Genomic DNA, 25,054 nt, shown 5'->3' on the forward strand with positions numbered 1-25,054 from the left:
AGGGGAATAGAGCATGGGACTAGAACAACGGAACCTGAATATGCCACAGACACCGGAGACAGAACAACAAACTGAAATTAATCAGCCCCAGGTTGTCCGCCGAGTAAAAAAACGTTTTTCTAAAGGTGAAAAAATATTGTTCACTTTATTTGCAGCATTTACAATTGGATCTACTTCTATGCTTTTACAGACGCATTCAGATATAAACGCTGTGAATAAAGAAGTGCAATTGATGAATTTGGAAATAGAAGATGCGGTAAAACAAAATACTGAATTGTCCATCCAAGTGAGTGATAAATCCACATATGAACGCATTTGGAAAAAAGCACAAGAGAGTGGTCTGAACCTTAACGAAAGTAACGTAAAGGTCGTACCGGGACGATGAAGCAGTTTCGCTTTCAATGGGGAGCCTTTCTAATGTTTGTAGTATTCGGAGGGCTCTTTTTCATATTATTCGGCAGAATCTTGTTTATTCAGATGACCGGTCAGGTGGATGGCAGAGAACTTGCGAAAATAGCCGCTAACCAGTATGAAAAACATGCAGTTCTTCAGGCGAACCGCGGTGCTATAGTGGATCGAAATGATGAACCCATTGCATCGGATACGTTGAGCTATCATGTAGTTGCGGTGCTAAATGAAGCAGCAAGCAAAAACAGCAAAAAAAAGTATCACGTAATTGACTATAAGGAAACGGCCAAAGTACTGGCCAAATATTTGCCGCTAACCGAACGTGAAATATATGACAAAATGAAAAATGCCAGGGAAGGCACATGGCAAATTGAATTTGGTCGTGCAGGCAAGGACCTTAACCGGGAAACGGTGCTGAAGATGAAGGAAGAACTCGATAGAAAAGGCTTATCGGGTATTTTGTTTGTAGAGGGGAAAAAGCGCTTCTATCCTAACGGCCGCTTTGCCTCCTACTTAGTAGGCTTTGCACAAAAAGAGGAAACGGCAGACAGAAACACCGTTACTACAGGAAAAATGGGACTGGAGAAGACGTATAACAAGCAATTGACCGGAGTGGACGGCAAAGTGAACTATCAGGCTGACGGCTGGGGATATTTACTGCCGACTGCCAGTAAACAAATAGAAGAACCAAAGGATGGTCAGACGATCAAGCTGACACTGGATAAGACGATCAGTAATTTCGTTGAGGAAGCAATGGATAAGGTGGAGAAAGAGTACTCGCCGAAAAAAATGCTGGTACTCGTAACGAATCCGAAAACCGGTGAAATCCTGGCAATGAGTCAGCGGCCTACATTCAATCCAATGACGAGAGAAGGTTTGACGGAAAACTGGTTGAACGATGCGGTGGAACAGACAATTGAGCCAGGTTCGCCGATGAAGATGTTCACGTTGGCCACGGCGGTCGAAGAGGGCAAGTGGGCACCGGATGACTATTTCAAATCGGGCTCTTATCAAATTTATGATCGGATCATCCGGGATGTCAACGTGGACGGCTGGGGAACAATTACTTTCCTTGAAGGGCTGCAGCGTTCATCTAACGTCGGCATGGCCTACCTGCTGGAGAGAATCGGAGATCAGAAATTTATCGAATACATTCATAAATTTGGCTTTGGCAAACGCACCGGTATTGATTTGCCGAACGAAGCTTCCGGTGTCGTGCTTGATAACTATCCGGCTGAACGATTGACGACTTCCTATGGACAAGGGTCTACGGTCACTCCTTTGCAAATGATTCAGGCAGCTTCCGCTATCGCGAATGACGGTGTCATGATGAAACCGTATGTGATTGATCAAATCATTGATCCGAATACCGAAGAAGTTCTCGAGAATCATGAGCCGGAAGAAAGCGGCAAACCAATTTCAGCAGAAACTGCTAAACAGGTGCGCGAAATTCTTGCATCTACCGTTACTTCAGAAAACGGAACGGCGCAAAAATATCATTTGGAGAATTATGCAGTAGGCGGTAAAACAGGAACAGCCGAAATTCCGAAAAAAGAAGGAAAAGGCTATATGTCCGGATACGGAAACTATCTGTATTCCTTCCTTGGCATGGCGCCCATCGACGATCCGCAGCTTTTGATTTATGTCACCGTGCAGCAACCCAAACTAAAGGGCGGGGAGCTTGGTTCAGATCCGGTTTCAAAAGTATTCAACCCTATTATGGAAAACAGTCTAAAATACTTGAATATCGCCCCGGATGACGAGCAAGTAATTCCTGTGAAAAAAGTAGGGGATTATGAAGGCGAAGAAGCAGAGAAGGCTGCGGAACTGGCAGCTGAAGACGGTTTCCAAACGGTATTGATAGGGGAGGGCGGCAAAGTATCGAAACAAATACCTAAAGCCAAGACCAAATTGACGGAGGATTCCATCATCCTTCTGAAGACAGAAGGGGACACGACATTCCCGGATATGACGGGATGGTCCAAAAAAATGGTGCTGTCATTTACGAATCTGTCTAAGCTGGACATTCGGATAAATGGTGAAGGGTATGTTGTCGGTCAGAGCGTTACAGAGGGTACTTCTGTGAATAAGGAAGACCCTGTCGTAGTCGAGCTGCGGACCCCGGAACAACAGTTTAATAAAAAGAAGAATAAAGAGAATAAAGAAGAGGGCGAAGAGGAACAAATCATGGGCGGCTAATGTATAGTGCGCAAATTCACGGCATACCTTAATAGAAAAAAAGGTAGTGAATCATTGCGGTCATTTATCGATATGCAGTCAAAAAAGCGTTTACGTGCAGCGTTTGTCTTGTTCCTCATCTGTTTACTTCTCGTGATCGGCAAACTATTTCATGTGCAGATAATTAAACACGAGTGGCTGAAAGAAAAAGCCGAAGAAAACTGGGACCGTGAAATCCCTTTCGGCGCCATGCGCGGGAATATTACAGATCGTAATGGGCAGCTGATTGTCGGCAATGAGCTGGCTCCTACGCTATATTTTATGCCCGCCCAAAATCCTGATATTTCAGATGACATCCCTGCGATTGCAAAAATCCTGCGGACAGAACCTGCTGTATTGGAAGAAAAACTGAAGAAAAAAGATTATATGGTGAAACTGGCTCCTGAAGGAAAAAACATCACGAAAGAGCAGGCGGATGAAATTACCAAACTGCAAATTGCCGGATTGTATGTAGGAGTAGATTTTGTCCGCCATTACCCATATAATGACCTGTTGGCTCGTTTAATTGGATTTACCGGCTATGACGGCAAGGGTCTTGCTGGCATTGAATATGCTTATGACGAGATTCTGAATGGGACAGGGGACAAAGTGCGTCTGTTCACTGATGCGAAGGGCATTGCCTTGCCGCATGTTGAAGACAGTTTTGAACACGGAAAAGAAGGATCACCTCTCGAGCTGACGATTGATTTGAAAATGCAGCAAATTGTAGAACGTGAGCTCATTCAGGCAATGGAGAAGTATGATGCGACACAGGCGCTGGCAATTATTATGAATCCGAAGACAGGGGAGTTACTGTCGCTGGCATCTGTACCCGGCTTTGACCCGAAAGACTACCAATCGGCTGATTCCACTATCTATAACCGGAACTTACCGGTTTGGATGACATACGAGCCGGGCTCGACATTTAAAATTGTCACATTGGCGGCAAGTCTCGAAGAAAATGTCATTGACCTGGAAAATGAAGGCTTCTATGATCCCGGTTATACGATGGTAGCGAATGCCCGATTGAGATGCTGGAAACGGGAAGGGCATAAAGATCAGACGTTTCTTGAAGTCGTAGAGAATTCTTGTAACCCTGGCTTCATTACGATGGGTCAGCGTCTTGGCAGCGAAAGGTTGGACCGCTACATTCGGTCATTTGGCTTTGGTGTTTCAACAGAATCCGGCATTGCCGGCGAAGCAAAAGGCATTCTGTTCTCAAAAGAAGCTTTCGGTCCGGTTGAGCAGGCAACGACTGCATTCGGCCAGGGGATATCAGTGACACCAATCCAGCAAGTGCAGGCGGTAGCTGCCGCGATTAATGGCGGGAAACTCTTTAAACCGTATATCGTCAAATCAATCAGGGATTCAGAAGGCAAGACGATTCAAGAATTTGAACCGGAATTGAAAAGACAAGTAATCAGTGAAGAGACATCAGCAAAAGTTCGTCATGCGCTTGAATCGGTAGTTGCAAATGGTTCAGGCCGCAATGCATTTGCAGATGGACTTCGTATCGGAGGGAAAACTGGAACAGCGCAAAAAGTAGTGGATGGCCGTTACAGTGATGGCGACTACATTGTTTCGTTCATTGGTTTTGCTCCCGCAGATGATCCTGAATTACTGGTATATGTAGCCGTAGACAGCCCGAAGAACTCGATTCAATTCGGGGGTGTCATAGCTGCCCCGATTGTGGGACGGATAATTGAGGAAGTAGCACCAGTGGCCCATATCGAGAGAAGGAAAGAACAGCTGGAGAAAGAGTATCGGTGGGGAGATGCCATCACATTCCGCTCGCCAGACTTACTCGGAATGACAGAAAAGGAACTGCTGTCCCAAAATTACACGTTCAAAATCAAATGGCACGGCAAAGGCAAGAAGGTAGTGCGTCAGTTGCCGGCGCCCCATACATTGATGACCGTGGAAGATACCATTCATCTGTATACAGAATAAGCAGTGCCTTATTGACACGCAATAGATAGTAGAAGGAGAACTTAATATGACACTCGGCACCACAGTCACGATAATCGCTGCAGCATTTTTTGTCTCAGCGATTGTCGGGGTGATCATCATCCCATTACTTAGAAGGTTGAAATTTGGTCAAAGCATACGGGAAGAGGGTCCGCAAGCGCATATGAAAAAAGCGGGCACGCCTACTATGGGCGGGCTCATCTTCCTTATTTCCATATTGATTTCAACACTTACCTTATCTTACATAAACGACACATTGACTACTCATACGATCGTGTTATTGATTGTGCTGATTGGTTTCGGATGTATCGGCTTCCTGGATGACTTTATCATCATCGTAGCGAAACGCAACTTAGGATTAACATCACTTCAGAAATTAATCGGACAGATTATCATAGCGATCATCGCCTTTTTCTTACTGAAACTGGGACCATTCGAAACAACTGTAACGATCCCTTTCACGGATCTCGGGATAGACCTTGGCGTATTTTATGTGGCTTTTTTAGTCTTTTGGCTTGTAGGATTTTCCAACGCAGTCAACTTGACAGATGGCCTGGATGGTCTGGTTGGAGGAACTTCAACCATCGCATTCTCGGCATTCGGCGTCTTTGCATTAGCGTATGAGCAAAATGATATTGCACTATTCGCTTTTGTAGTGGCGGGTGCCATGCTCGGGTTTTTATTATTCAATATTAAGCCTGCAAAAGTATTCATGGGCGACACCGGCTCGCTTGCGCTTGGTGGTGCGCTCGCCATGCTGTCCGTGCTGATCAAGCAGGAGTTGCTGCTGCTGATTATCGGGATTGTCTTTGTGGTAGAGACGCTTTCTGTAATTATTCAAGTCATTAGTTTCAAAATGACTGGAAAACGTGTCTTTAAAATGAGTCCCATTCATCACCATTTTGAACTATCGGGCTGGTCTGAATGGAAAGTAGTGATTGTGTTCTGGGGAGTAGCACTGCTTGCTGCCCTTGTACCGGTCTTTTTGGAGGTCATGTAAATGAAGAATGCAGAACAATTCGCAGGGAAACGAGTACTTGTGGTCGGCCTGGCAAAGAGCGGGGTGGCGGCAGCAGGTTTGCTTCATCGGCTCGGAGCAGAAGTTGTCGTCAATGATTCTAAACCGGCAGAAGGCAACGAAGAAGCTATGGAGCTCCAGGCGCAGGGAATAGAAGTGATCGGAGGCGGCCATCCGGCAGATTTACTGGAGCGAAATTTTGACTTGATCGTAAAAAATCCGGGGATCCCGTATACTAATCCGCTGATCGCGAAAGCGTTGGAACAGCGTCTTGCCATTTGGACAGAAGTGGAGTTGGCAGGTCTGCTGAGTGAAGCGCCGATTATTGCCATAACGGGCTCTAATGGAAAAACGACTACAACCACATTGCTTTATCATATGCTCAATATGGCGAAGAAAAAGCCGCTGATTGCCGGTAATATCGGAACAGTTTCATGCACCGTGGCGGAAAAAGCCAAACCCGATGAAGTGATGGTTCTGGAAGCCTCCTCGTTTCAATTAGCAGGGACGGAACGGTTTACTCCCAGAATTGCAGTGTTTTTGAATTTATACGAAGCACACTTGGATTATCATGGTTCACTGGAAGAATATTTACATGCAAAATTGCAGGTGGCGCGCAATCAAACGTCACAAGAGTACTTGATTTATAATGCAGATCAAAAGCTTATCAGTGAGGCAGTCGGGTTATTCGAATCCCGTAAAGTTCCGTTCTCTGTTCAAGGGAAAAATGCGGAAGGGATTTCAGCCGATGATGAATGGATTTACTGGTTAGGCGAACCGTTCATTGAAATCAGGAAAATCAAATTGCCAGGACGCCATAATTTGGAAAACATTGTAGCGGCAACTGCCGCGGCCATCTTATCTGGCTGTGAAAAAACGGCAATTGAAAATGTTTTAAATTCATTTACAGGCGTACGCCACCGTATGCAATTCGTGCGCGAAGTAAAAGGCCGCACCATATATAATGATTCCAAAGCGACTAATACTCTGGCAACGAAAAGTGCATTGTCATCATTTAAGACTCCGATCGTATTGATAGCTGGAGGACTTGACCGGAATCATTCATTTGAAGAGCTGCGGCCGTTCATGCAAAATGTCCGCGCTGTTGTGGCGATAGGGGAGACCGCTGATCGTTTTGCGGAGTTTGCGGTGTCATGCGGTGTGACTGATACCGCGCGTGCTTCGACTATGCAGGAAGCAGTTGAAAAGGCATATAGATTCAGCAGTGAGGACGATGTCATTTTATTATCGCCAAGCTGCGCCAGCTGGGATCAGTATCCAAGTTTTGAAATCCGCGGAGATCAATTTATTGATGCAGTAATGAAATTATAACTTCGCTGCAACAGCGGGAAAGTAAAATGAACAGACAGCTGATTAATTTGAGAAAGGATGCGAACGCTGGAAAGAACCTACCGTATAGTCTTTTTGACAGCCGCTTTACTTTTGTCGCTGATCGGGTTGGTATTTGTGCAATCGGCAGGATCGTATTGGGGGGAAGTGCATTACCAGGATTCCTCCCCCTTCATCGTCAAGCAAGGCATTTACATGATTATTTCATTAAGTGTCGCTTACGTGCTGGTGAAGAGTCCATTAACTTCACATCCGAAGTTTTGGACGTATTGCTACATCGCTTCCATTGTGATGCTCGTGGCAGTTTTGATTCCTGGCATCGGGGCGGTGCGTAACGGTTCCCAAAGCTGGATCACACTCGGTCCGGTCAGTTTGCAGCCCGCCGAGTTTGTAAAAGTCGCGTTACTTGGGAAATTGGCAAGCAGTATGAAGAAACACAAAGGAAAGTCATGGCAATGGCAGCATTTTGCACTCATCTTGCTGCCGGCAGCGTTGATTATGATGCAGCCTGACCTGGGATCAGCCGTCATCATGATTGTATCTGCTTTTGTCATCCTGTTTCTGGCAGGTTATCCGCTGTCATTCTTTATATTTCTTATCGTATCCGGAGTTGCTGCTTTTATCGGGCTCATCTTGGCTGCACCGTATCGCCTGGATCGGATCAAGTCCTATATTGACCCGTGGAATGACCCGCTCGGTACGGGTTTTCAAAGTATCCAGTCGTTGTTTGCCATTGCCCCCGGAGGATTATTCGGACATGGCTTCGGCAACAGCCGGCAAAAGTTCCTGTACTTGCCCGAACCGCAAAACGATTTTATATTTTCCATCATTGCAGAAGAAATCGGATTTATAGGTGCGGCATCCATCGTCGTGCTGTTCATTCTGTTATTTGCTTCGGCATTTGGTATCGCGATTCGTCTCGGTAACTGGAACTCATTTTTAATAGTCACCGGTATGGTGTCCATGATTACTTTTCAAACATTTTTAAATATGGGAGTCGTATCAGGTTTGCTGCCTGTAACAGGAGTGACGCTGCCTTTTATCAGTTACGGGGGATCTTCGCTGTTAACCACGTGGCTGGCTGTCGGAACAATCCTGCACTACTCTGCGAATAAAAGGGCAGGATGAAGGGAGAACAGGATATGGATAAAATAATTGATATTGAAGACCGAATTCCCTCGATGCGTAAAAAGCGAAGAAGAAGAGCTAATATCAGCTTCCTGATTCTAGTCGTGATATTCGTTCTTGTTCTTCTGGCCTTGCTGTATTTCCAATCCTCATTAAGCGATGTGTCGGATATATCAATTAATGAGACTATTTTACATGACAGTGAGGAATATATAGATCAGAGCGGATTATATAAAGGACAGTCGCTATGGGGATTCCGCACAAAAGACATTGAAAATAACATAATGAAAATCCCTGGCGTGAAGGAAGTGAGCGTCAAAAGGGATTTTTATCATGATGTGTCGATAACCGTAACGGAATGGGAGCCGGTTGCTTATATAGAAAATAAGACGCGATATGACCTGCTCCTGGAGAATGGGGAGCGCATCGAAACTGGTGATCCAGAAATCCTTTCACATGCCCCAATTCTGTCTGGGTTTACCGATGCGGATGTAACAGAACGGATGATTGACCAGCTTCAGAAGATGGACAGTTCCGTTTTCGAGCTGCTGTCAGAACTTCATTTTGCAGGACAGGAAAAAATAGATGTTTTTATGAACGATGGATATGAAGTGCACGCTGTTATTTCAGGCTTTGCGGAAAAAATGTCTTATTATCCGGATATTATCGCACAATTGCCGAAAGATGAAAAAGGTGTGCTGGATATCGAGATTGGCGTGTATTTTAAAAAATACTCGGATTATTATAAAGAGCCCGAGCCTGTAAAAGTCGAAATTCCTCAGATTGACGAAAAGACCGATGAAAAGACAGACGAAAAAACTGATGAAGAACAGGCGCCGCCTGTCGAAATGGAACGGAAAGAGGAGGGAGAAAGTGGGCAAGGGACTGAAGAAAACTAGGGAAAAACGAGGCAAGCAGTTAGTGTTCTCTGTCGTCTTTCTAGTACTGGGCTTCATGCTTGCATTTTCTTACCGGACAATCGGCAGTAAGCAACAAGTGCTGGATCCTGAACAATCCAGTATATTTCTTCAGGAAGAACGATATCGTGAAGATTTAATTGAGCAGCAGGAACGCAATAAAGAATTGACCGGCGAATTACTTGAAAAACAAAAACGGGTACATGATTTCGAACAGGAGTTTTCCGACAAAGAAAAAAAACATGCGGTTCTTGTAGAAAAAGCACGTGATTTACGATTATTGCTGGGCTTTGTTCCTTCAGAGGGAGAAGGCGTCAAAGTGACACTTGAAGATGCGGATTATGACCCATCGGTTCAAAATCCAAATGATTATATCGTTCATGAGAGTCATGTCTTGCGCGTCATTAATGAATTGAAAATCGCAGGTGCACAAGGAATGACCATCAACGGGCAGCGGATTAATTCGAATTCGTACATAAAATGTACAGGCCCTGTTATTATGATTGATGGCAGAACCTTTCCGGCACCTTTTATTATAGAAGCAGTTGGGGATCCGAAAGTGCTGTCACCGGCACTGCATCTGAAAGGCAGTGTCATTGACGGATTGCAAAGGGATAACATTGTCGTCACAGTAGAGGAAATGAAGGAAATTCAACTGCCTGCGATTCGTGACGAAGTATGATGGATTGTGGGGGGGTAGAGTGAAACGGAACACACACTGGAAGTTCACTTTGATTCTCGGTATAGTAGGGTTTGTATTAGCGTTACAATATAATTCTATGAATACCACATCAACACGTGATACACGAGATTTGTGGGCGATCCGTAAAGAATTGTCCAATGAAAAGAAAATTCACTCTGAACTGTTGGAAGAAATCAGGGAAATAGATCAAACACTTGCATCCTATACTGCATCGCCTGAGGCAAACGCAGCTGAAGTGCTGCAAAACACACTGGACAAGCTGTATAAACAAGCTGGATTCATGCCAATTACCGGACCGGGATTTGTAATCGAAGTAGCCCCGTCCCCAGAGTCTATTGCGTTCGGTTATGACATAGAACCTGTTTCATCTGAATTGCTGGCCTGGTTTATTAATGTGATCAATCAGCACCAAGGGAACGAGCTGGAAATTGACGGCAAACGTTTCACTACACTGAGTTGGATCCGGGACGTCAACGGCAATCTGACTGTCAGCGGAGAAATCGTTTCCACACCGCCGTTTAACATAAAAGTCGTTTCTCCAACGATGGAAGACAGTGAAAAGCTGTATAATTTATTATTGACAACTACAATCCAGGATGAATTCTATCTAGATGACTTAGTTTTGTCAATTAGTGAACCAACGGACCGTATTACGTTAGAGGGCTGGACCGGCGGTTTTGAAAACCAATTTTTAAAAGAACAAACAAAGGAGTAATGACAATATGTGGCTACCCTTACTTGGGCTCCTCCTTGGCATTTCACTAGGTTTGCTCTCGGATATACAGATCCCGCAGGTGTATAATAATTATTTAACTATTGCGATTCTCGCTGCATTTGATACACTATTTGGTGGAATCAGAGCCTATCTGCAGCAAGTATACGACGACCAGATTTTCGTCACAGGATTTTTCTTTAACTTGCTTTTGGCAGCGGGACTTGCTTTCCTTGGTGTACATTTAGGCGTAGATTTATATTTGGCGGCTGTCTTTACGTTTGGTGTACGATTATTCCAAAACATTGCTGTCATCCGCAGAATCTTGCTGACAAAATGGACGTCCAGAAACAAAAATCCTAATACAAATGCCTGAAAGTAAATTTTTTTAGAAGAGGGTGTTGAAAATATTTAGACAAAGCAGTCATAATACAATAGAATGGAAGTTACTAGTTACATTAAGGAGGTGTCAATAATTGAGTAAATCAAATCATTACGTATCACTAGATATAGGATCGTCCACAATTAAAGTCTTAATTGGTGAGATGGATCAAAATGCCCTGCACGTAATTGGCGTGGGGAATGTACAATCAGCCGGAATCCGCAAAGGCACAATTATTGATATTGATGCCACTGTACAATCGATCCGTAAAGCGATTGAACAGGCTGAACGAATGACAGGCCTGAAAATTGAAGAAGTAGTTCTTGGCATCCCGGCGAACGGCGTCCAGTTCCAAAACGTCAAAGGCGTGGTGGCTGTGAACTCCGAAAATCGTGAAATTACTGATGACGATTTAGAAAGAGTAATGAAATCATCGCAAGTGATGAATGTTCCGCCGGAAAGAGAATTCGTCAATTTAGTGCCTAAGCAGTTCATTGTAGATGATTATGATGAAATTACTGATCCCCGTGGTATGATGGGTGTCAGATTGGAAATGGATGCAACGTTAATCACGACATCCAAAACACAACTACATAACATTTTACGATGTGTAGAAAAAGCCGGTTTACAAATTCGCGAAATTTATTTGCAGCCGCTGGCGGCAGGTACATTCGCATTATCTGAAGATGAAATGTATCATGGAACTGCTTTCATCGATATTGGCGGAGGGTCCACTACGGTATCTGTATTTGCCGAAAACCGTTTGATCAGTACGTCTGTATTGCCTGTAGGCGGCGACCATATTACAAAAGATTTATCGATTGTACTAAAAACACCGACAGAACAGGCAAGAATGATTAAACATCAGTATGGACATGCCTATTATGAAGATGCTTCAGACGAAGAGCTGTTTGAAGTGCCGGTAGTGGGATCAGACGCGAAAGATCAGTATAGCCAGCGCTATATTTCTGATGTAATCGGTTCACGTCTGGAAGAATTATTTGAATTAATTTTAGAAGACTTGTATGCAACGGGTATCCGTGACCTGCCGGGCGGAATCGTCATTACAGGAGGAACGGCTAAACTTGACGGAATTCTGCAGTTAGCCCGAGATGTCTTCAAAACCAGAGCCAGACTGTACACGCCTGAATATATAGGTGTTCGTGAGCCGATGTATTCTACTGCGGTTGGCTTGATTCGCTATGCGTATATGGAAGATGTATTCTTTGGATATGAAGAAGATCAAGTCGGTTCACCTCAAGCAAATGACTCCATTTATGAAGTTGCTGAACCTGCGGCTAAACCGGTTAAACCGAAAAAAGAAAAAAGTCAAGGTTTCATGAAACGCGCTAAAAAAGTATTCGACAATTTCTTTGAGTAAAGTCTTGACAGATGGAAATTGCAGATAATTAAGAGGAGGAAAATCAATGCTTGAATTTGAGACGAATATAGATTCTTTAGCAGTAATTAAAGTTATTGGAGTGGGCGGCGGCGGAAATAATGCGGTCAACCGTATGATCGAACATGGAGTGCAGGGTGTGGAGTTTATTGCGGTAAACACTGACGCTCAGGCATTGCAGTTATCATCGGCTGAAGTAAAGCTGCAAATCGGTGAAAAGCTTACAAGAGGACTCGGTGCGGGGGCAAATCCTGAAGTAGGCAAAAAAGCAGCAGAAGAAAGTAAAGAACAAATTGAAGAAGCACTGCGCGGAGCGGACATGGTATTCGTTACAGCGGGGATGGGCGGCGGAACGGGTACGGGTGCAGCACCGGTAATCGCTCAAATCGCCAAAGATATCGGCGCATTGACAGTAGGGGTTGTTACGCGCCCATTCACGTTTGAAGGAAGAAAGAGATCTACTTCAGCGGCAGGCGGCATTGCCAGCATGAAAGAAGCAATCGACACGCTGATTGTCATTCCAAACGACAAATTGCTGGAGATTGTTGACAAGAACACACCAATGCTGGAAGCGTTCAGAGAGGCAGACAACGTATTACGTCAGGGTGTTCAAGGTATCTCCGATTTGATCGCGGTACCTGGATTGATCAACCTCGACTTTGCCGATGTGAAAACAATTATGTACAACAAAGGTTCTGCATTGATGGGTATCGGTATGTCCACTGGAGAAAACCGTGCGGCAGAAGCTGCGAAAAAAGCTATTTCCAGTCCATTGCTTGAAACATCGATCGATGGAGCAAAAGGCGTTCTGATGAATATTACAGGCGGCTCTAACCTGAGCTTGTTTGAAGTGCAGGAAGCAGCAGATATCGTTGCCACTGCGTCAGATGAAAACGTCAATATGATTTTCGGTTCTGTGATCAATGATGATCTCAAAGACGAGATCATTGTCACAGTTATCGCAACAGGCTTTAACGAAGAGCTGCTTTCATCATCAAGACAAAGAGGCCCGGGCGTTACCGGCGGTGTGCGTCAGCAGCGTCCTGCCCAGCAGCAGCCGCCTGCTCAAAGCAGATATGAAGAGCAGCCGCGCTACGAGCAGCAGCCGGAGCCAAGACAGTCACAAACGAATCAGCACCAGCACGAAGAACAATTGGATATTCCAACGTTCTTGCGCAACCGTACACGCCGTAAATAATAGAAAAACCAAGCTTTCCGCTGAAGATTTTATTCTTCAGCGGAAAGCTTTTTTGTTTTCTCAATAATTGTGTTCTATTTTTGGATGCTCAAAAAAATGTCGAAGTTTTCATAGGAAACCATCCAAAGCCTGACAGGTTTTTCAGGACAGCCGTGCTAATCTGTTCGTAAGGAGGCCGGCATATGTATGGAGAACTGATGATAGGAATCAACATGCTCTTTAACTACGCCATCCTGTCATTCACAAATAAGGTTGGAAATCATCAGACAAGCAGAAGGAGGTTATGGGTCGCAGCATTTATTGGTGCCTTCTTTATTACATTGTTCCCGTATTCTCTGCCGGCGATGATTCTCACTTTTTTAGGGATGACGTATATCGCTTTCGGACAAACGTTCAGCAGCTGGAAGAGTTCAGTCCTTGCTGTACTAATTGCAGCGTTCTTTGCAGGGGGATTGCTGACTCTCGTCTACACACAAATCTCTATCAGCACGAATCCAAATTTCTTATTTGTTGCAATCGGTCTGACGTATCTCTCGTTATATATCGTCAAGCACAAATGGATTGATACCCGAATGGTGAGCAAGTTAATGAGTTTTACACATGAGTCGGAATTAACACTGTGGGGCAGGGTTATTCCGCTGAAAGTGTTTATTGACACAGGCAATCATTGCATAGAACCGTTGTCGGGAGATCCAGTCCATTTTATTGGGTATCAGGCAGTAAAAGAACATTTACCTAAAGATTTTGCCTCTGCTTTGGAAGCATGGCGCCCTGATCAAACCCCTGACTTAGCCGGTTTTCCTGCACCCCATCAAAAAAGTCTTCGGCTAATACGACTGCAAACCGTTCAAGGAGCTTCGTGGGCAGTCGGAATCAAGTATGACAGCTGGCTGGTGAATGGAGAAGCATTGCCTGCAGGCTATGCTGTCCTGACAAAAGAACGGCGCCAGTATCCGCAAGGCGCATCAGCCATTTTGCAAATGAGTGCGATGGAAATGCTAAAAGAAGAAGGGAGAACGGCTGCATGTTAACAGAAGTGAAAAAATGGATTTCTTACATTATTGGCTTTTTCAGGAAAAGAGGCGGCGTATTTTATATCGGAGGACATGAATCGCTCCCGAAGCCGCTTGATAAAGAGACAGAAGCAAAAACCATACAGGCACTAATGAATGGAGATCCTGCTGCACGTGATACATTGATCGAAAAGAATTTGCGTCTTGTGGTCTATATTGCGAGACGTTTTGATAATACGAATACCAATATTGAAGATCTCATCAGCATCGGTACAATTGGACTGATCAAAGCCATTGAAACATTTAAAGCAGATAAGAATATTAAGCTGGCAACATACGCATCCCGCTGTATCGAAAATGAAATCTTGATGCATTTGCGCAAAACGAGCCGGATCCGTTCAGAAATTTCATTCGACGAGCCGTTAAACTCCGATGCAGACGGCAATGAACTGCTTCTGTCAGACATTCTGGGTACAGATGAAGATATTATTACAGACGATGTAGAGAAAAAAATGGAGCGCCAATATATGATTGAGGCCATCCGGAACTTGGATGAGAGAGAACGTTATATTATGGAGCAGCGATTCGGTCTCATGGGTACAAATGAAATGACGCAAAAAGAAGTAGCTGATTTGCTCGGTATTTCACAATCTTACATCTCAAGATTAGAAAAGAAAATTATATCAGAACTTCGTGACCGTCTGAATCAGCCGATTTCGTAACTGGACATATCGGCAGAAATTGGCGATTCGTGAAACCGCATATTCTAAAGAGTTGAGGACAAACTACTCATTACACTCACCTATAGAATGCGGAGGAAAAGCCAATGGTACGTACAAGGGTTGAAATTTGTGGAATCAATACGTCCGAGCTGCCATTATTGACCAGTGATGTGATGAAGGAAACTTTCATCCGGCTGCAAAGCGGCGACGAATTTGCCAGAGATGAATTGGTGTTTGCGAATTTGCGTCTCGTACTGAGTCTTGTTCAGCGCTTTAACTATCGCGGGGAACAGGCTGACGATTTATTCCAGGTTGGTTGTATTGGTTTGTTGAAAGCCATAGACAATTTTGATCTAAAACATAATGTCCGGTTTTCAACATATGCCGTGCCGATGATTATCGGTGAAATCAAACGGCATCTTCGTGATCATCATGCTGTCCGTGTTTCCAGATCTTTACGTGATATCGCCTATAAAGCCATCAGGGCAAAAGAACAATATGTTAACGAACATCAGCACGAACCCAGAATTTCTGATTTGGAGAAAATCACAGGCATTCCGGAAGAAGATATTCTCTTTGCGCTTGATGCGATACAAGATCCGATGTCTCTGCACGAGCCGATGAACAGTGACGGCGGAGATCCGATCTATATGATGGATCAGCTGCATGACCAGAGAGTATCAGAAGACCGCTGGATGAACTATGTTTCCATTAAGGATAAGATGGGCGAGCTGGATGAACGCCAGCAGCTTATCGTCTCTAAACGATTTTACCTCGGTCAGACGCAGACTGAAATCGCCAAGGAGCTAGGGATATCACAGGCACAAATCTCAAGAATAGAGAAGCATGCGATGGAACAGATTCGGCTTGGGATTGAGCAGAAAAATAGTTAATAGCGATTGACTTTACTAAGACTGTCCTCCATGTAAAAGTGGTAGGGCAGTTTTTGTTTTGTTTATGGAGAGTGTTAGGGACACTTGAAAGCACCGCTGCACTGCGTTCCTCTTGTTGCAGTTTTTTACGTGGTGTTTGGCTGTTCTTTGATTTGTAAATTCCCCCGGCCGCTCATAAATCCTCCGTAAGCGATCATAGCATCCCCGCAAGCGCTCTATGCGTGCCGGCGACCGCTCATAACTTCCGTCACGCGCTCAATGGGGCTGTGCAAGCGCTCATACCGGTCCGTTATCCGCTCATTGACTACTAAGAGGATGGAAATGAAAATGGTAAGGCACCGCTGCACTGCGTTCCAGACGGACGCGTTCGGCAGGGCCCGCGCCGTGCCAACCAGGTCGCCTGGGCTCCCTTTGGCTGTCTCGCCTGTCGGGCTGATCCACCCCGAGTCGCCGTCTTCCATTCCGTTTCACTTGTAACGCTTTTAGAGTGGTGTTTGGCTGTGCATTGATTTGTAAATTCTCCCGGCCGCTCATAAATCCTCCGTAAGCGATCATAACATCCCCGCAAGCGCTCTATGCATGCCGGCGACCGCTCATAACTTCCGTCAAGCGCTCAATGACCCTGTGCAAGCGCTCATACTTGCTCCATAAGCGCTCATAAAGCTATTCACTTCTATTCCCATCTTGAACTTTACAAAAAAACTCGATTTATCAATAATGATTAGTTCCAACAAAGTCTCTGACTGCTCCAGCCCGTCATTTTCATTGGTTATGAAGACAGTTTTCTGCGTTCTCATTAAAACCGCCTATGCATAGTATGAAAGAAGGAGGGGAAACTATGCGTTTTTCCAGCTTGCAGAAAAAAGAAGTTATTGAACTTAAAAAGGGATCGTTTCTCGGGTTTGTTCAGGATGCGACGATTGATATCAAAAACGGCAGGATTGCACAGCTTCATATAGGGGAACTTGAGCGCTCGTTCTTCTCTGAAGGCAAATCTAAAGGCGTTCAGAAAGTCAGTTATGAAGACGTCATGACGATTGGAAAAGATATTATCCTGATCCAGAATAAACCGCTGAATAAATGACTTATCGTTGATATATGATTCCCCGCTTGATACAATGAAGCAAAGACAATGAAAAGTAGTGATATTGTGGAACAAGTAAAACAACGATTAGCAACTATACAAAAACAAATAAATACAGCATGTGAAATGTCTCAGCGCAATCCGGAAGACATTACGATTATTGCAGTTACCAAACAGGTGTCACCTTCCAGAGCGCAGTCTCTGCTCGATATCGGCATAAAAGACTTAGGTGAAAACCGTCTGGAAGGGCTCCTTGAAAAGCAGGAAGCGATTACAGATTCAGCAAATTGGCATTTCATTGGAAACTTGCAGACGCGTAAAGTGAAAGACCTGATTGATACGATTGACTGTCTTCATTCGCTCGATCGCCTGAGCCTTGCGAAAGAAGTGAACAAGCGGGCTAGCCGGCCGCTGGATTGTTTTGTACAAGTCAATGTCTCAGGAGAGGAATCTAAATCGGGAATTACGCCGGAAGAAGCGGATGTATTCTTTGAGCAGCTGGCAGTTTATGAGAATGTTCATGTGATTGGATTAATGACGATGGCGCCGAACACAGAGGACGAGTCCGTGCTTCGCGGTGTATTCCAGTCGCTGCGTGAACTGCGTGACCGGATCGCAGCGAAGAAGCTGCCGTATGCGCCATGTACGAAATTATCCATGGGCATGTCCAATGATTTTGCAATTGCGATAGAAGAAGGAGCAACCCATATACGTATCGGCACAGCATTGGCCGGATCAGAAAGAGAGGAAATTGAATGAGCCTCAAAAAACGATTAGAAAAGATGTTTTGGGTATCGGAAGAAGAAGTTGTTCATCAGCCTCAACCACAGAGTAAACCAAAAAAAGCGGAGCACGCTCTTGCCCGTAAAGAGATGAAGAAGCTAGGCGGAAAGAAACGGGCATTCAATTCACGTGTGCAGCCTGGCCAGCAGCAAACTTCAGCGCAAGCTCCGGTCATCAGTTTACAAAGTCTCCAAAAGTCATCGAAAGTCATCTTACTCGAGCCGCGGTCTTATGCGGAAGTGGAAGACATTGCAGAACACCTGAAAAACCGGCGTTCCGTTGTGGTTAATCTGCAGCAGGTGGAACGGGATCAGGGATTTCGCATCATCGATTTCTTGAGTGGGACAGTTTACGCGCTTGGCGGAGATATTCAGCGAATCGGAGCAGATATATTCCTATGTGCACCAGACAACGTAGAAGTAGCCGGCAAGATAACAGAATTCTTATCCGAGCAGTAAAGAAGGAAGGCTACACAGCTTAAAACTTCCAGTTAAACGGAAGATGAACAATTTTGAATGAGGTGTACAAGTAATTATGATCGCATTATTAAATAACGCTTATTTATTGATTTCAGGCGCGCTGCAAATTTTTTCAATTCTGTTAGTCATTTATATTTTGATGTCGTGGGTCCCGTCAACGAGAGAAACGAAATTTGGTCAGATGTTAGCCAAAATAGCGGAACCATATTTAGGGTTTTTCCGTAAGTTCATTCCGCCATTCGGCATGATTGATTTTTCACCTATCGTAGCTTTGCTTGCTCTGCAATTAATTAGCAGGGGAATCGGCCAAATTTATTTAATGCTGTTTCAGGCATTGGTTTACTGAGCATACTCTTAACAGAAAACGGAAATCCTCACAGGGTGAGGATTTTTTTGTATAAGGAGAATAAAAATAATGGATTCGATGTTTCAGCATTTCCGTAAAGAGGAACAGCCTTTTATAGAAAAAGTGAATAGCTGGGTGAAAGAAGTTGAGGATACGTATGCGCCAAAATTAACGGAATTTTTGGATCCGCGCCAGCGCTTCATTACAGAATCGATTGTCAGAAATTCCGACTTGACATTGACGGCGGAAGGAGGATTTCACGGTGCAGAGCGTCAGCGTGTGTTAATTTATCCCGATTATTACACACCGGCAGCAGATGATTTTCAGATCAGTATCTATCAGGTGAATTATCCGCAAAAATTTGTCACGCTGAAACATTCTCAATTGCTGGGGTCACTTCTGTCAATCGGCATTGAACGGTCGAGGTTCGGGGATATCGAATTGACGGAAGAAGCAGTGCAATTTGCAGTTGCGTCAGAAGTGTCTGAATATATTCACGTGAACTTTACTCAAGTTGGTAAAGTGAAGGTTTCCGTGGAGCCTGTATTGAACTCTGAAGATTTCATTGATGCAAAAGAAGAGTGGGCAGAAGAGCTGCATATTATCAGTTCACTGCGTCTGGATACTGTGGTTGCAGCACTGACGAACAGTTCAAGAGCGAAAGCGTCATCCCTTATCAAAGGTGAAAAAGTGAAAGTGAATTGGGCGATGATCGATCAGCAGGCATTCGAAGTAGAAGAGTACGATGTGCTGTCGGTCAGGGGATTTGGCCGTTTCAGAATCATGAGCATCGAAGGGCGTACGAGAAAAGATAAAATCCGTGTAATGATCGGGGCGTTAGTCTAAATAGAATCCTTGATAATTTCAGAAAAGTAGTGTTTAATCAAGTAGTATAGATGATTACAATGCAAGTTGATACAGCATACTGAAAGGAGAAAGCGTATTATGGCTTTAACCCCTACGGATATACATAATAAAACGTTTAACACAAAGTTTCGCGGCTACGATGAAGATGAAGTCAATGAGTTCCTTGAGCAGCTCATGAAAGATTATGAAAACGTCCTGAAAAAAAATGAAGAACTAGAAAAAAAGGTTGCAGATCACGAAGTAAAGATCAGTCATTTCAATATGATTGAAGAAACGATGCAAAAGTCCATTTTGATTGCACAGGAAGCTGCGGAAGATGTTCGTAAAAATTCTGTTCAGGAATCTAAGTTAATTATTTCGGAAGCAGAAAAAAATGCGGATCGTCTGATTAATGACGCACTGTCCCAGGCGAGAAAAATTGCACTGGAAGTAGAAGTGCTGAAAAAGCAGTCCAAAGTTTTCAAGAGCCGTTTTAAGATGATGGTCGAAGCGCAGCTGGATATGATCAACACAGAAGACTGGGACGAGCTGTTGAAGTATGAGCTTGATACGTCCAGTGTAGAAAATGTGGCAGAGCAAGAATTAGACATACCCGATGTGGACAGTCTGGATGAAGTGAAACCTGAGAAAGTGGAAGAGGCTTGACAACTTCCGAACACATTTTTTATAATGACAACTAAATCGTTATAATGAAGCGTTGAAGGAAAGAGTACTTACTGACTTTACCCAAAGCGAGCCGGGGATGGTGAAAGCCCGGCGGAGAAGCAGCAAGGAAAATCACTCCTGAGCTGGACTTTGTTTTATGCGGAGCCCCGGTTACACTGCCGTTACCAGTGTCTAAGCGGCAATTGTGTATGCAATTGCAAGTAGGGTGGTACCGCGAGAATAAGCCTCGTCCCTTTTTGGGATGGGGTTTTTTGTTTATTAAAAAAGCAGCAGACAGCGTTCGTGTTCAACGGGCCATGGAGTTTAGAAACGGCCCAAGCCTGACGTTGCTCTTCAAACACAGCACGATTGAAACTCACATAATTTAAGGAGGAATTACAATGGAATATAAAGATACATTACTAATGCCGAAAACAGACTTCCCAATGCGCGGAAACTTGCCGAATAACGAACCGAAGATGCAGGAAGAATGGAACGAGAAAAATATTTATCAGAAAGTACAGGAGCGCACAGCAGGCCGTCCGTTTTTCGTGCTGCATGACGGCCCGCCATACGCAAATGGTGATTTGCATATGGGCCACGCACTCAACAAAATATTAAAAGACTTTATTATCCGTTATAAATCCATGTCAGGATTCCATGCGCCATATGTTCCGGGATGGGATACGCACGGTCTGCCGATCGAGCAGGCTTTGGTCAATAAAGGGGTCGACCGCAAGAAAATGAGCACTGCGGAATTCCGTAAAATGTGTGAAGAGTATGCGCTTAATCAAATCGATAACCAGCGTACGCAGTTCAAACGTCTCGGTGTCCGCGGAGACTGGGATAATCCGTATATCACATTGAAGCCTGAATTTGAATCCCGTCAGATTCAAGTATTTGGCGAGATGGCAAAAAAGGGATATATCTACAAAGGTCTGAAGCCGGTGTACTGGTCACCGTCAAGTGAATCTGCATTGGCTGAAGCAGAAATTGAATATCAAGATAAAAAGTCTCCGTCGATTTATGTCAGCTTCCTGATCCGGGACGGAAAAGGTGTGCTGGATGAAGATGTAAAATTCCTGATCTGGACAACAACTCCTTGGACAATTCCGGCAAACTTGGGAATTTCCGTACATCCTGCATTCACTTATGCAGTTGTGAAAGTGAATGGCGAGAAATTTGTGGCAGCAAAGGACTTAGTGGAATATTTAGCAAAAGAATTAGAATGGGAAGACTATTCTATTGAGAAAGAAGTACAGGGTGCTGATCTTGACCGAATTGCAGCAAGACACCCATTCTATGACCGGGATTCACTGGTTATGCTTGGCGAACATGTCACGGCTGATGCAGGTACTGGCTGTGTCCACACGGCGCCTGGGCATGGTGAAGATGACTTCTACGTATCAAAGGCGTATGGAATCGATGCATTGTCTCCAATCAATGATCGCGGTGTTATGACGGAAGAAGCACCATACTTCGAAGGATTGTTCTATGAAGATGCGAATAAAGCGGTAACCGAGAAGCTGAAAGAAGTCGGGGCACTTCAAAAGCTGTCGTTCTTCACTCACTCTTATCCGCATGACTGGCGCACAAAGAAACCTGTGATCTTCCGCGCCACAGCACAGTGGTTCGCTTCGATTGAATTATTCAGAAGTGATCTGCTGGAAGCGATCCGCAATACAAAATTCACGCCATCTTGGGGTGAAACACGTCTGTACAATATGGTCCGTGACCGGGGCGACTGGTGTATTTCCCGTCAGCGGGTATGGGGAGTTCCGATTCCGGTCTTCTATGCGGAAAACGGCGAAGCAATTCTGACAGATGAAACGATCAGCCATGTGGCGGACCTGTTCCGTGAGAACGGATCGAATATCTGGTTTGAGCGTTCTGCCAAAGAGCTATTGCCTGAAGGCTTCACGCATGAAGGAAGTCCAAACGGCGAGTTTACGAAAGAGACGGACATCATGGACGTCTGGTTTGACTCCGGTACGACGCATCAGGGTGTACTTGAGGAGCGGGATGATCTGCGGTACCCGGCCGATTTATACCTTGAAGGATCTGACCAATACCGCGGATGGTTCAACTCTTCATTGACGACAAGCGTAGCGATCAACGGTATTGCACCGTATAAAGGTGTTTTGAGCCACGGCTTTACATTAGATAAAGACGGCCGCAAGATGAGTAAATCTTTAGGTAATGTAATCGTTCCGGCAAAAGTCATCAATCAGCTGGGCGCCGATATTGTGCGTCTATGGGTATCGTCTGTTGACTATACAGCAGACGTACGTGTATCCGATTCAAACTTCAAACAGGTTTCAGAAGTATACCGGAAGATTCGGAACACAGTACGCTTCCTGCACGGTAACGTGGCGGACTTTAACCCGTCGGCAAACCGTGTGGCTTTCGATGATATGCGTCCAGTCGATCAATACGTCTATGTGAAGCTTCAAGATTTGATTGAAGAAGTGCTTACTGCGTATGAGCAGTATGAATTCCCGGTTGTTTACCATGCGATCAATAATTTCTGTACGGGTGTACTCAGCTCATTCTACTTGGATATCGCAAAAGACGTAGTGTACATTGAAGCTGCGGATCACCCGCATCGGCGCGCGATGCAATCAGTGATGTACGATACACTGATCACAATGGTGAAGCTGATCACACCAATTTTGCCGCATACTGCAGATGAGATGTGGAAGAACCTTGCTTTTGAAGAAGCGGAAAGTGTCCAGTTGACGGATATGCCGGAAGCTGATCACAAAGGCGAAGCGGCAGACAAACTTCGTGAACGTTTCGATAACTTGATGGATATCCGTGATGATGTCTTAAAAGCGCTGGAAGAAGCACGAAATGCAAAAGTAATCGGTAAGTCACTGGAAGCCAAAGTGACAGTCGTATTACCTGAAGCTGAGCGCGGTATTCTGGAAGCTGAAGACATTGATTTTGCACAATTCTTTATCGTTTCTGCGTTTGAAGAAAGCGCGGATGAAGGATTGCCTAATGCTTTGAAACTGGATCGGGCAACGGTTCTGGTTGAACCTGCTGAAGGCGAAAAATGTGAACGCTGCTGGACGATCTCCAAGACAGTTGGAGAAGATACAGCTCATCCGACATTGTGCACACGATGCGCAACTGTTGTGAAAGAGAACTATGCGTAAGCAATCCTGATGCGCAGCCATCATTATCCCTGGATGATGATGGCTGCTTTTTTTACATGACAGGACCGGTAAATGCAATGAAGGGTACATTTTGTGGTAAACTAAAGAAGAAATTTGCCGGACGGAGGGTAATGAAGTGATCGTTTATTATGCAGTGGCTGTACTGGTCATCGGCCTGGATCAGCTGACAAAATGGCTGGTTGTAAAAAATATGGAGTTGGGGGAACATATCTCTGTTCTGGATCCTTATATTGCGCTGCTGTCTCACCGTAACCGCGGTGCGGCCTGGGGCATGCTTGAAGGAAAGATGTGGCTGTTCTTCATCGTAACGATTGTCGTAGTAGGAGCTATTATTTATTTTTTCCATACAGAAGGAAAGAAAGATCGGCTGTTAGGCATCAGTCTGATGCTGCTGCTCGGCGGTGCGATCGGGAACTTTATCGACCGGCTGCTAAGAGGAGAAGTAGTAGATTTCATCAGTGTCTTAATTCCTGTTATTAATTATGATTTTCCGATATTTAATGTGGCAGATGCCGCACTGACTATAGCTGTCGCACTCATTCTGCTGCATGTGCTGCTTGATGAGAAAAAGAAAAAGAAAAAGGTGTCGTAATGGAAAGATTTGAATATGAAATTACAGAAGAACAAACCGGTAATCGGATCGACAAGGCGATAGCTGTCCTGCAGCCTGACTGGTCGCGCACCCAAATCCAATTATGGGTGAAAGAAGAGCGTGTAAAAGTAAACGGCAGTTCAGTCAAATCGAATTATAAAGTGAAGACAGGAGATATCGTGGCTGTCGAGCAGCCTGAAGCAGAAGCGTATGACGTGGAGCCTGAAAATCTGAATGTAGAGATTGTCTACGAAGATCAGGATGTGTTAATTGTCAATAAGCCGGTCGGAATGGTAGTTCATCCGTCGCCCGGTCATCTCAGCGGCACGCTTGTCAATGGGTTAATGTATCAGATTACAGATTTGTCAGGTATTAATGGTGTAATGCGTCCCGGCATTGTTCATCGAATTGATAAAGACACATCAGGTTTATTGATGGTAGCGAAAAATGATAAAGCCCATGTCTCGCTCGTTAATCAGCTCGTTGCCAAATCAGTCACCCGTGTCTATACGGCCCTGGTTCACGGACATATTCCGCATGATAACGGAACAATTGATGCGCCAATCGGACGGGATAAACGTGATCGTCAGAGAATGGCGGTTGTCGATGACGGCAAACATGCTGTGACGCACTTTAAAGTATTGGAACGTTTCGGAACCTATACATTGGTGGAGTGCCGGCTGGAAACAGGCAGAACCCATCAGATCCGCGTGCATATGAAATATATCGGCCATCCGCTTGTAGGTGATCCGAAATATGGTCCAAGGAAAACCATTGATTTCGGTGGACAAGTATTGCATGCGGGAACAATTGGATTTCAGCATCCTGTAACGGATGAGTATCTGGAGTTTACCGCACCCCTGCCGGAAAGTTATCAAAAATTATTAAATGAATTACGTGCCTAATATGCATTGACAAACTCTTAGGGTAAGATGTATACTCTATAAAGCAATTGAATAGCGATACCTTTAAAGTCAGTCCAGAGAGGCTGGGAAGGTTGCACGGAATTACATGATGGCCTGCTGCGGCAGGAATCGATGTATGCTTT

Annotated in this window: 24 protein-coding genes and 1 other annotated feature; all 24 genes read left to right on the plus strand. The window is 44.7% G+C overall.

Going from position 1 to position 25,054, the window contains the following annotated elements; genetic code table 11:
- Positions 1-13 precede the first annotated feature (13 nt).
- Complete coding sequence (gene ftsL / locus SporoP33_RS13905) at positions 14-385, plus strand: cell division protein FtsL (RefSeq protein ID WP_081244277.1); 372 nt, start codon at positions 14-16, stop codon at positions 383-385.
- Between the two features lie 32 nt (positions 386-417).
- Positions 418-2,607, plus strand: coding sequence for a penicillin-binding transpeptidase domain-containing protein (locus SporoP33_RS13910; RefSeq protein ID WP_231293257.1), 2,190 nt, complete (start codon positions 418-420; stop codon positions 2,605-2,607).
- Between the two features lie 72 nt (positions 2,608-2,679).
- Positions 2,680-4,575, plus strand: coding sequence for a penicillin-binding transpeptidase domain-containing protein (locus SporoP33_RS13915; protein ID WP_081244876.1), 1,896 nt, complete (start codon positions 2,680-2,682; stop codon positions 4,573-4,575).
- 46 nt (positions 4,576-4,621) lie between these two features.
- A complete protein-coding gene (gene mraY, locus SporoP33_RS13920) occupies positions 4,622-5,593 on the plus strand; it encodes a phospho-N-acetylmuramoyl-pentapeptide-transferase (RefSeq protein WP_081244279.1) in 972 nt (323 codons plus the stop codon).
- Positions 5,594-6,943: a UDP-N-acetylmuramoyl-L-alanine--D-glutamate ligase gene (murD, locus tag SporoP33_RS13925; RefSeq protein ID WP_081244280.1), complete on the plus strand. Its 1,350-nt coding sequence runs from the start codon at positions 5,594-5,596 to the stop codon at positions 6,941-6,943.
- Positions 6,944-7,000: 57 nt separating this feature from the next.
- A complete protein-coding gene (ftsW, locus tag SporoP33_RS13930) occupies positions 7,001-8,089 on the plus strand; it encodes a putative lipid II flippase FtsW (RefSeq protein WP_081244281.1) in 1,089 nt (362 codons plus the stop codon).
- A gap of 14 nt (positions 8,090-8,103) precedes the next feature.
- Positions 8,104-8,988: a cell division protein FtsQ/DivIB gene (locus SporoP33_RS13935; protein ID WP_158233585.1), complete on the plus strand. Its 885-nt coding sequence runs from the start codon at positions 8,104-8,106 to the stop codon at positions 8,986-8,988.
- Entirely contained in the window at positions 8,963-9,688 is a 726-nt protein-coding gene (locus SporoP33_RS13940; RefSeq protein ID WP_231293258.1) for a DUF881 domain-containing protein, read from the plus strand. Before SporoP33_RS13935 ends, SporoP33_RS13940 begins: the two co-directional genes overlap by 26 nt.
- Positions 9,689-9,707: 19 nt before the next feature.
- The gene (locus tag SporoP33_RS13945; RefSeq protein WP_081244284.1) at positions 9,708-10,424 is read left to right on the plus strand and encodes a DUF881 domain-containing protein; all 717 of its coding nucleotides are present in this window, start codon (positions 9,708-9,710) and stop codon (positions 10,422-10,424) included.
- Between the two features lie 7 nt (positions 10,425-10,431).
- Entirely contained in the window at positions 10,432-10,797 is a 366-nt protein-coding gene (locus SporoP33_RS13950) for a small basic family protein (protein WP_081244285.1), read from the plus strand.
- A 100-nt stretch (positions 10,798-10,897) separates the two neighbouring features.
- On the plus strand, positions 10,898-12,184 hold the full coding sequence (gene ftsA / locus SporoP33_RS13955; RefSeq protein ID WP_081244286.1) for a cell division protein FtsA: 1,287 nt from the start codon (positions 10,898-10,900) through the stop codon (positions 12,182-12,184).
- A gap of 46 nt (positions 12,185-12,230) precedes the next feature.
- A complete protein-coding gene (gene ftsZ / locus SporoP33_RS13960; RefSeq protein WP_081244287.1) occupies positions 12,231-13,400 on the plus strand; it encodes a cell division protein FtsZ in 1,170 nt (389 codons plus the stop codon).
- Positions 13,401-13,582: 182 nt separating this feature from the next.
- Entirely contained in the window at positions 13,583-14,431 is an 849-nt protein-coding gene (locus SporoP33_RS13965; RefSeq protein WP_081244288.1) for a sigma-E processing peptidase SpoIIGA, read from the plus strand.
- Positions 14,425-15,135, plus strand: coding sequence for an RNA polymerase sporulation sigma factor SigE (sigE, locus tag SporoP33_RS13970; protein ID WP_081244289.1), 711 nt, complete (start codon positions 14,425-14,427; stop codon positions 15,133-15,135). The genes SporoP33_RS13965 and sigE overlap by 7 nt, the downstream gene beginning before the upstream one ends.
- Positions 15,136-15,239: 104 nt before the next feature.
- Positions 15,240-16,028 (plus strand): RNA polymerase sporulation sigma factor SigG, encoded by a 789-nt coding sequence (sigG, locus tag SporoP33_RS13975; RefSeq protein WP_081244290.1) that lies wholly within the window; start codon positions 15,240-15,242, stop codon positions 16,026-16,028.
- 838 nt (positions 16,029-16,866) lie between these two features.
- A complete protein-coding gene (locus SporoP33_RS13990; protein ID WP_158233583.1) occupies positions 16,867-17,112 on the plus strand; it encodes a PRC-barrel domain-containing protein in 246 nt (81 codons plus the stop codon).
- A 48-nt stretch (positions 17,113-17,160) separates the two neighbouring features.
- Entirely contained in the window at positions 17,161-17,871 is a 711-nt protein-coding gene (locus SporoP33_RS13995) for a YggS family pyridoxal phosphate-dependent enzyme (RefSeq protein WP_081244294.1), read from the plus strand.
- Positions 17,868-18,353, plus strand: coding sequence for a cell division protein SepF (locus SporoP33_RS14000; RefSeq protein ID WP_081244295.1), 486 nt, complete (start codon positions 17,868-17,870; stop codon positions 18,351-18,353). Before SporoP33_RS13995 ends, SporoP33_RS14000 begins: the two co-directional genes overlap by 4 nt.
- A 76-nt stretch (positions 18,354-18,429) precedes the next feature.
- Positions 18,430-18,720, plus strand: coding sequence for a YggT family protein (locus SporoP33_RS14005; RefSeq protein WP_081244296.1), 291 nt, complete (start codon positions 18,430-18,432; stop codon positions 18,718-18,720).
- Positions 18,721-18,789: 69 nt separating this feature from the next.
- Entirely contained in the window at positions 18,790-19,566 is a 777-nt protein-coding gene (locus tag SporoP33_RS14010) for a YlmH family RNA-binding protein (RefSeq protein WP_081244297.1), read from the plus strand.
- A 99-nt stretch (positions 19,567-19,665) separates the two neighbouring features.
- Positions 19,666-20,232: a DivIVA domain-containing protein gene (locus tag SporoP33_RS14015; protein ID WP_081244298.1), complete on the plus strand. Its 567-nt coding sequence runs from the start codon at positions 19,666-19,668 to the stop codon at positions 20,230-20,232.
- Between the two features lie 43 nt (positions 20,233-20,275).
- Positions 20,276-20,490 (plus strand) — a binding site (T-box leader).
- Positions 20,491-20,633: 143 nt separating this feature from the next.
- Entirely contained in the window at positions 20,634-23,393 is a 2,760-nt protein-coding gene (gene ileS / locus SporoP33_RS14025) for an isoleucine--tRNA ligase (RefSeq protein ID WP_081244300.1), read from the plus strand.
- A gap of 136 nt (positions 23,394-23,529) precedes the next feature.
- The gene (gene lspA / locus SporoP33_RS14030) at positions 23,530-24,006 is read left to right on the plus strand and encodes a signal peptidase II (protein WP_081244301.1); all 477 of its coding nucleotides are present in this window, start codon (positions 23,530-23,532) and stop codon (positions 24,004-24,006) included.
- Entirely contained in the window at positions 24,006-24,911 is a 906-nt protein-coding gene (locus SporoP33_RS14035) for an RluA family pseudouridine synthase (protein ID WP_081244302.1), read from the plus strand. Before lspA ends, SporoP33_RS14035 begins: the two co-directional genes overlap by 1 nt.
- Positions 24,912-25,054: the final 143 nt, after the last annotated feature.

This window comes from Sporosarcina sp. P33 (assembly GCF_002077155.1).
GTDB lineage: Bacteria > Bacillota > Bacilli > Bacillales_A > Planococcaceae > Sporosarcina.

What these genes read in the sequence shown, in the direction of transcription:
- ftsZ (WP_081244287.1), top strand. Translation starts at nt 12,231, where the DNA reads ATGCTTGAATTTGAGACGAATATAGATTCTTTAGCAGTAATTAAAGTT.
- SporoP33_RS13915 (WP_081244876.1), top strand. Translation starts at nt 2,680, where the DNA reads ATGCAGTCAAAAAAGCGTTTACGTGCAGCGTTTGTCTTGTTCCTCATC.
- mraY (WP_081244279.1), top strand. Translation starts at nt 4,622, where the DNA reads ATGACACTCGGCACCACAGTCACGATAATCGCTGCAGCATTTTTTGTC.
- SporoP33_RS14000 (WP_081244295.1), top strand. Translation starts at nt 17,868, where the DNA reads ATGAGCCTCAAAAAACGATTAGAAAAGATGTTTTGGGTATCGGAAGAA.
- ileS (WP_081244300.1), top strand. Translation starts at nt 20,634, where the DNA reads ATGGAATATAAAGATACATTACTAATGCCGAAAACAGACTTCCCAATG.
- SporoP33_RS13935 (WP_158233585.1), top strand. Translation starts at nt 8,104, where the DNA reads ATGGATAAAATAATTGATATTGAAGACCGAATTCCCTCGATGCGTAAA.
- SporoP33_RS13950 (WP_081244285.1), top strand. Translation starts at nt 10,432, where the DNA reads ATGTGGCTACCCTTACTTGGGCTCCTCCTTGGCATTTCACTAGGTTTG.
- sigG (WP_081244290.1), top strand. Translation starts at nt 15,240, where the DNA reads ATGGTACGTACAAGGGTTGAAATTTGTGGAATCAATACGTCCGAGCTG.
- ftsW (WP_081244281.1), top strand. Translation starts at nt 7,001, where the DNA reads ATGCGAACGCTGGAAAGAACCTACCGTATAGTCTTTTTGACAGCCGCT.
- SporoP33_RS13910 (WP_231293257.1), top strand. Translation starts at nt 418, where the DNA reads ATGTTTGTAGTATTCGGAGGGCTCTTTTTCATATTATTCGGCAGAATC.
- sigE (WP_081244289.1), top strand. Translation starts at nt 14,425, where the DNA reads ATGTTAACAGAAGTGAAAAAATGGATTTCTTACATTATTGGCTTTTTC.
- SporoP33_RS14015 (WP_081244298.1), top strand. Translation starts at nt 19,666, where the DNA reads ATGGCTTTAACCCCTACGGATATACATAATAAAACGTTTAACACAAAG.
- SporoP33_RS13995 (WP_081244294.1), top strand. Translation starts at nt 17,161, where the DNA reads ATGAAAAGTAGTGATATTGTGGAACAAGTAAAACAACGATTAGCAACT.
- SporoP33_RS14010 (WP_081244297.1), top strand. Translation starts at nt 18,790, where the DNA reads ATGGATTCGATGTTTCAGCATTTCCGTAAAGAGGAACAGCCTTTTATA.
- murD (WP_081244280.1), top strand. Translation starts at nt 5,594, where the DNA reads ATGAAGAATGCAGAACAATTCGCAGGGAAACGAGTACTTGTGGTCGGC.
- SporoP33_RS14035 (WP_081244302.1), top strand. Translation starts at nt 24,006, where the DNA reads ATGGAAAGATTTGAATATGAAATTACAGAAGAACAAACCGGTAATCGG.
- SporoP33_RS13990 (WP_158233583.1), top strand. Translation starts at nt 16,867, where the DNA reads ATGCGTTTTTCCAGCTTGCAGAAAAAAGAAGTTATTGAACTTAAAAAG.
- SporoP33_RS14005 (WP_081244296.1), top strand. Translation starts at nt 18,430, where the DNA reads ATGATCGCATTATTAAATAACGCTTATTTATTGATTTCAGGCGCGCTG.
- SporoP33_RS13965 (WP_081244288.1), top strand. Translation starts at nt 13,583, where the DNA reads ATGTATGGAGAACTGATGATAGGAATCAACATGCTCTTTAACTACGCC.
- ftsL (WP_081244277.1), top strand. Translation starts at nt 14, where the DNA reads ATGGGACTAGAACAACGGAACCTGAATATGCCACAGACACCGGAGACA.